The sequence below is a fragment of the Salinisphaera sp. PC39 genome, assembly GCF_040361335.1.
Classification (GTDB): Bacteria; Pseudomonadota; Gammaproteobacteria; order Nevskiales; family Salinisphaeraceae; genus APNM01.
Genome location: NZ_APNM01000002.1, coordinates 295,943 through 302,282 on the forward strand (window position 1 = coordinate 295,943; position 6,340 = coordinate 302,282).

7 protein-coding genes are annotated in these 6,340 nt (G+C 69.1%); 4 read left to right on the top strand and 3 right to left on the bottom strand.

The window, feature by feature from the left end; all coding sequences use genetic code 11:
* Positions 1 to 70 precede the first annotated feature (70 nt).
* The 3 genes from trmB to thiS all read right to left on the bottom strand — a co-directional run bounded on the left by trmB (position 71) and on the right by thiS (position 1,953).
* Positions 71 to 757 carry a tRNA (guanosine(46)-N7)-methyltransferase TrmB gene (gene trmB, locus PC39_RS03780; RefSeq protein WP_353252028.1) on the bottom strand — a complete coding sequence of 229 codons (687 nt, stop codon included), beginning with the start codon at positions 755 to 757 and terminating at the stop codon, positions 71 to 73.
* Positions 758 to 917: 160 nt separating this feature from the next.
* Positions 918 to 1,727 carry a thiazole synthase gene (locus PC39_RS03785; protein WP_353252029.1) on the bottom strand — a complete coding sequence of 270 codons (810 nt, stop codon included), beginning with the start codon at positions 1,725 to 1,727 and terminating at the stop codon, positions 918 to 920.
* 19 nt (positions 1,728 to 1,746) lie between these two features.
* Positions 1,747 to 1,953, bottom strand: coding sequence for a sulfur carrier protein ThiS (thiS, locus tag PC39_RS03790; protein ID WP_353252030.1), 207 nt, complete (start codon positions 1,951 to 1,953; stop codon positions 1,747 to 1,749).
* A gap of 196 nt (positions 1,954 to 2,149) precedes the next feature.
* Between thiS and PC39_RS03795 the strand changes: the two genes are divergently transcribed.
* Genes PC39_RS03795 through PC39_RS03810 form a run of 4 tightly spaced genes read left to right on the top strand, consistent with a single transcriptional unit; the run spans position 2,150 to position 6,220 of the window.
* Positions 2,150 to 4,354, top strand: a complete 2,205-nt coding sequence (locus PC39_RS03795; RefSeq protein WP_353252031.1) for an AsmA family protein — start codon at positions 2,150 to 2,152, stop codon at positions 4,352 to 4,354.
* A 6-nt stretch (positions 4,355 to 4,360) separates the two neighbouring features.
* Positions 4,361 to 4,909, top strand: coding sequence for an SRPBCC family protein (locus PC39_RS03800; RefSeq protein WP_353252032.1), 549 nt, complete (start codon positions 4,361 to 4,363; stop codon positions 4,907 to 4,909).
* Entirely contained in the window at positions 4,893 to 5,942 is a 1,050-nt protein-coding gene (gene mutY / locus PC39_RS03805; RefSeq protein WP_353252033.1) for an A/G-specific adenine glycosylase, read from the top strand. Before PC39_RS03800 ends, mutY begins: the two co-directional genes overlap by 17 nt.
* Positions 5,939 to 6,220: an oxidative damage protection protein gene (locus PC39_RS03810; protein WP_353252034.1), complete on the top strand. Its 282-nt coding sequence runs from the start codon at positions 5,939 to 5,941 to the stop codon at positions 6,218 to 6,220. The genes mutY and PC39_RS03810 overlap by 4 nt, the downstream gene beginning before the upstream one ends.
* Positions 6,221 to 6,340: the final 120 nt, after the last annotated feature.

The window sequence follows — 6,340 nt, forward strand, 5'->3', positions numbered from 1 at the left end:
TTCCCTGGAAAGCGCCCGGGGGCGTCTCTCCCGACCCTCGCTTGCGTCTGGACAGCCCCTTAGCGTCGCTTCAAACGCGCCGATACGCAAGGTCGCGCACGGCGTGGCCCTTGCGCAGGCCGCGCGACTCGAAGCGGGTGCCGGGGCGCGGCGGGTCGCTCACGAAGCCGTCCGTGTCGCCGACATTCTCGAAGGCCGGGTGCGGGTCCAGGACCTCGCGCATCCACTCGGCATAGTTCGCCCAGTCCGTGGCCAGCCGCCAGAGGCCGCCGGGCTTGAGCACCCGGGCGACGGCGTCGGCGAAGGCCGGCTGCACCAGGCGGCGCTTGTGGTGGCGCTTCTTGGGCCAGGGGTCGGGGAAGTAGAGCAGCACGGTATCCAGGCTGGCCGCCGGCACCGCCCGCGCCAGGACCTCGACGGCGTCGGCGCAGAACACCCGCACGTTGTCGAGATCACGGTCGCGCAGCTCGCCCAGCAGCCGGCCGACGCCGCTGCGGTAGACCTCGATGCCAAGGAAGTCTTCGTCCGGATGGCGCTCGGCCAATTCGGCCAGCACCTCGCCGGCGCCGAACCCGATCTCCAGGTTGCGCGGCGCGGACCGCCCGAACACCGCGTCCCAGTCGAACGGCCCGTCCCCGATCTCAAGGCCGTAGTGCGGCCAGAGGGTGTCCAGATTGCGCTGCTGGCCCGGCGTCAGGCGGCCCTCGCGGCGCACGAAGCTGCGGATTCGGCGGTTGTGCGTAGAGGCCGTGCTCATTAACGCAATGACCACAGAGGCGCACAGAGGCGCACAGAGATAAAAAACGGTTTCAAGACAGGAAAGGGCGCGAATGATTTCCTGCCGTCCCTGCTATTCAAGAACAACATTGTTCTTTCCTCTGCGCGCCTCTGTGCGCCTCTGTGGTTAGTTTCTGAAGCTAGAACGGCAGGTCCGTCAGTGGGGAGGAAGCCGAGGCGTGGCGGCGGCGGGGCATGCGGCCGGCGAGATAGGCCTGCCGGCCGGCGATCACGGCATGGCGCATGGCCGAGGCCATCAGCACGGGGTTCTTGGCTTCGGCGATGGCGGTGTTCATGAGCACGCCGTCGCAGCCCAGCTCCATCGCCACGGCGGCATCCGAGGCGGTGCCCACGCCGGCGTCCACCAATACCGGCACGCCGGCGTTCTCGACGATGCTGAGGATGTTGTACTTGTTCTGGATGCCCAGGCCGGAGCCGATGGGGGCGGCCAGGGGCATGACCGCGACGCAGCCGATCTCCTCCAGCCGGCGGGCGGCGATGGGGTCGTCGTTGCAGTAGACCATAACCTCGAAGCCGTCGGCGACCAGGGTCTCGGCGGCGGCGAGGGTGGCGGGCATGTCGGGGTACAGGGTCTTGGGGTCGCCCAGGACCTCCAGCTTGACCAGGTTGTGGCCGTCCAGCAGTTCGCGCGCCAGGCGGCAGGTGCGCACCGCGTCCTCGGCGGTGAAGCAGCCGGCGGTGTTGGGCAGGATGGTGAAGCGCGCCGGATCGACCACGTCCAGCAGGTTGGGCTCGTCCGGGTCCTGACCGATGTTGGTCCGCCGGATGGCCACGGTCACGATCTCCGCCCCGGCGGCGGCGATGGCCTCGCCGGTCTGGGTCAGGTCGCGGTACTTGCCGGTGCCCACCAGCAGCCGCGAGCCGTAGCGGCGGCCCGCCACGATCAGGACATCGTCGGGATCTGCGATTGCGCTTGCGGTTTCGGCCATGCTCTTTCCGGGGATGCGTTCAGGGGGTGCCGCCGCCGATCGCGTGCACGATCTCCACGCGGTCGCCGTCGGCGAGTCGGCGCGATTCCCGCTCGCCGCGCGGCACGATCTCGCCGTTGTGCTCGATCGCCAGCCGGCGGCCGTCCAGGCCCAGTTCCGCCACCAGTTCGGCCAGCGTCTGGACGCCGTCGAACTGCCGGGTTTCGCCGTTGAGCCGGATATTCATGCTGTCGCGGGAGCGGTGATTCAAAGGCCGGGTCCGTCGGACTGGACCCGATGCTTTAGGATACCTTGTACGAGGGATGCTGACGAGGCTCGCCCGCCCGAGGGGCGGCCGTCAGGCGGACACCGGCGGGGCCGGCGAACGCGCGGCCCGCGCCGCTGTCGATAACCGACGCAGTACAAATAGGACAGGCAACGCTATGAACCGTTTCCTCAAGATCGCGCTGATCGTGGTCGGCATCCTGGTGGCCCTGGTGGCGGCCGCCGCCGTGATCCTGCCCATGGTCATCGATCCCAACGACTACAAGGGCCGGATCACCCAGGCCGTTGAGGATGCCACCGGTCGCCAGATGGAGATCCCCGGCGACATCGAACTGTCCGTGTTCCCGTGGCTGGGCGTGGAGCTGGGCGAGGTGCGCCTGGCGAACGCCGAGGGCTTCGGCGAGGAGCCGTTCGCCGCGATCGGCGGCGCCGGCGTCCGCGTGAAGCTGCTGCCGTTGTTCGCCAAGCGTATCGAGATCGGCACCGTCAGCCTCACCGACATGCGGCTGCGGTTGGCGCGCAAGGCCGACGGCGCCACCAACTGGGACGACATGGTGGCGAAGCTGAGTGCGCAGGAAGAGGGTGCGGCCGAGCCCGAGCCGGCTCCCGAGCAGCCGGCCGGCGAGGCGGGCGGCTTCACCATGCCCCAGCTCGAGATCGAGGCCGTGGAGATCGATAACGCCTCCGTGGTGTTCGACGACCGCGCCGCCGGCGAGCGCTACGAGCTAAGCGAGTTGAACCTGTCCACCGGCCGCCTCACCTCGGGCGAGAGCTTCCCGCTGGACCTGTCCTTCACCTTCGCCGCGCAGGAACTGGGCATCACCATGCGCAACACCCTGGTGGCGCAGATCCACCCCGATCTGGAGGCGCAGTTCGTGCGGCTGCCGGAGTTCAAGCTGGAGGTCCTGGCCAAGGGCGAGTCCCTGCCCAAGGGCGAGCAGCAGCTCTCGCTGACCGGCGGCGGCGAATTCGACGCCCAGGCCGGCCGCATGAAGGTGCGCGACCTGCAGCTCCAGGCCGCGGGCGTGAACGTCGGCGGCGAGATCGACGGCAACCGGCTCCTGGAGTCGCCGGAGTTCAACGGCCGGATAACCGTTCAGAGTTTCTCGCCGCGCGCGGTGATGCAGCGCCTGGGCATGGAGGCACCCGAGACCCGCGATTCGGGCGTGCTCGCCAGCGCCGGCCTGGACGCCCAGTTCGAGGCCACCACCGAGCGCGCCAGCCTCAAGCAGATCCTGGTCGAACTGGATGACAGCAGCTTCAAGGGCGAGGCCGCTGTGCGCGACTTCGCCAACCCGGCGATCACCTTCCGCCTGGCCCTGGACGAGATGAACGTCGATCGCTACCTGCCGCCGGAAGGCGAGGGCAAGGCGGCCGAGAGCGAGTCCGCCGGTACCGGCAAGGGCGGCAGCGCCGAGATCGACCTGGGGCCGCTCAAGGATCTGCGCATGGACGGCCGCCTGACCGCGGGCAAGCTCAAGGTCGCCAACCTCAACGTCGAGGACGCGGAACTGGCGGTCACGGCGCGCGACGGTGTCCTGCGCATCCAGCCCCTGGGGGCCAACCTCTACGGCGGCAACCTGCGCATGCAGAGCACCGTCAACGCCGCCGGCAAGCGCCCCAGCTATGCCATCAAGGGCGATCTCAACGGCCTGCACTTCGGGCCGCTGCTCAAGGACCTGGTGGGTTCCGAGCGGGTCGAGGCCCTGGCCAACCTCACCCTGGACCTGACCACCTCGGGCACCACCACGCAGGAGATGCTGCGGTCCCTGGGCGGCAGTCTTTCCTTCGAGTTCCGCGACGGGGCGCTCAACGGCTTCAACCTCGCGCAGCTCCTGACCGCGGCCCGCAACCGCTTTCAGCAGAAAGGCGACACCGACGTGGCGACCGAGGGCAAGACCGACTTCAGCCGTTTCGCCGCCTCCTTCAACGTCCGCGACGGCCTGCTCGCGGGCCGCGACCTGGTGTTCCGCACCGCCGGCATCGAGGCCGGCGGCGCCGGCAGCTACGATCTCGCCGGCAACAAGCTCGACTACACCGTCAACGCCAAGGTCCTGGAGGATGCCGGCGGCGACCTGGCCAAGCTGGCCGGGCTGACGGTGCCGATCAAGCTCTCCGGCGACCTGTTCTCGCCCGGCTTCAGCGTCGACATGGCAAGCGCCCTCAAGGGCCTGGCCAAGCAGAAGCTGGAAGAGGAGAAGCAGGAGCTGCGCCAGAAGGCGGACCAGAAGGTCGAGGAGAAGAAGCAGGAACTGAACAAGAAGCTCCAGGACGAGATGCAGGAAGGCCTCAAGAGCCTGTTCGGCGGCAGCAAGGACAAGAAAACGAAGGAGTCGGCCGAGTCCGCCGATGACGGCGGGTGATCGCGGATGCGGACCGGCGCCGGGCTAGCCGTCGCGCTATGGCTGCTGCCGGCCGCGGGTTGGGCGGCGACGGTCGAGTCCCTCGAGGTCGACCGCGCCGGCGAGTACTACAGTGCCAGCATGCGCATCCTGCTGGAGGTGCCGGCGGCGGCCGCCTTCGCGGTGCTCAGCGACGTGGGACGCCTGTCGCGGCTCAACGACAGCATCGAGGTCTCGGAGCGGTTGCCGGACAATCGTCTGCGCACCGAGGCCCGGATCTGTTTCGGTTTCTTCTGCAAGCACATGCGGCAACTGCAGACGGTGGTTATCGGTCCCGGCAAGAGACTGGCGATGACGATCATTCCCGCGCAGAGCGATCTCAGCCACGGCGAGGCCGAATGGCGTTTCGAGGCGGTTGGGCCGGAGCGCACGCGTCTGCACTACCGCACCGAGCTGGAGCCCGACTTCTGGGTGCCGCCGTTCGTGGGGCCTTGGCTGCTCCGGCGGACATTGGCCGCCCAGGCGCTGAAGACGGCCAAGGGCATCGAGCGGGTCGCCGATGAACGCACGCACTGACATCGCCGACCGACTGCTGCGTTGGTTCGAGGACCACGGGCGCCGGGACCTGCCCTGGCAGCACCCGCGCAGCGGCTATCGTGTGTGGGTCTCCGAGATCATGCTGCAGCAGACCCAGGTCGCCACGGTCATCGACTACTTCAACGCCTTCATGGCGCGCTTCCCGGATATCCACACCCTGGCCGAGGCACCCGCCGACGACGTCATGCGTCATTGGGCCGGGCTCGGCTACTACGCCCGCGCCCGCAACCTGCACGCCGCGGCCAAGCAGGTGGTCGCGGAACACGGCGGCGAGCTGCCCGCCGACGTGGATGCCCTGATGACCCTGCCGGGCATCGGCCGCTCCACCGCCGGCGCTATCCGCGCCCAGGCCTTCGACGCCTGGGCGCCGATCCTGGACGGCAACGCCAAGCGCGTGCTGGCCCGCTACCACGGCGTCGACGGCGCCCCGGGCGAGGCCGCCTTCGAGAAGGCCCTGTGGGCCCTGGCCGAGCGCGAGACGCCGCACGAGCGGGTCGCCGACTACACCCAGGCGATCATGGATCTGGGCGCCACCCTCTGCACCCGTCGTAATCCGGACTGCCCCGCCTGTCCCCTGAGCGACGATTGCGTCGCGTACCGCCAGGGCCGGCAGCACGAGATCCCGGCCGCGCGCCGCCGCAAGCGCCGGCCCCTGCGCCACACCCGCATGCTGGTGTTGCAGCGCGGTCCCGACGAGATCCTGTTCCAGCGCCGCCCGCCGGCGGGCATCTGGGGCGGGCTCTGGGCCCTGCCGGAGGTCCCGGCGGAGCGCGACCCCGAAACCTGGTGCCGCGACGCCCTGGGTCTGGCTCCGGACGCGGTCCGCGAGCTGGAACCTCTCCGCCACGGCTTTACCCACTTCGAGCTGGAGATCCGCCCGCTGCACATGCAGGTCGAGGACGCCGCCGGTATCATGGACGCCGACGACTGCGCCTGGCACGACCGCAACGCGCCACCCGGCGTGCCGGCGCCCATCGCCAGACTCATCCGACGACTCCCGGAGACCCCATGAGCCGCACCGTGCACTGCGTGAAACTGCAGACCGAGGCCGAAGGCCTGGACCGTCCGCCGCTGCCCGGCGAACTGGGCAAGCGCATCTACGAGAACGTCTCCAAGCAGGCCTGGCAGCAATGGCTGGTCGAGCAGACCCGGCTGATCAACGAATACGGCCTGCACCTCGCCGATCCCAACGCCCGTGAGTTCCTCACCGAACAGACCGAGGAATACTTCTTCGGCAGCGGCGAGACCGCCGAGACCCACTACGTCCCCCCGGAAGAGGGCAACGGCTAGATAATCCCGTCGCCGCCCTCCATGCCATTCCCTCTCCCCACGGGGAGAGCAATACCATCCCCTCTCCCCAGCGGGGAGAGATTCTATGTCTCGGGTCAAGCGGTCTGCGTTCGGCTGGCA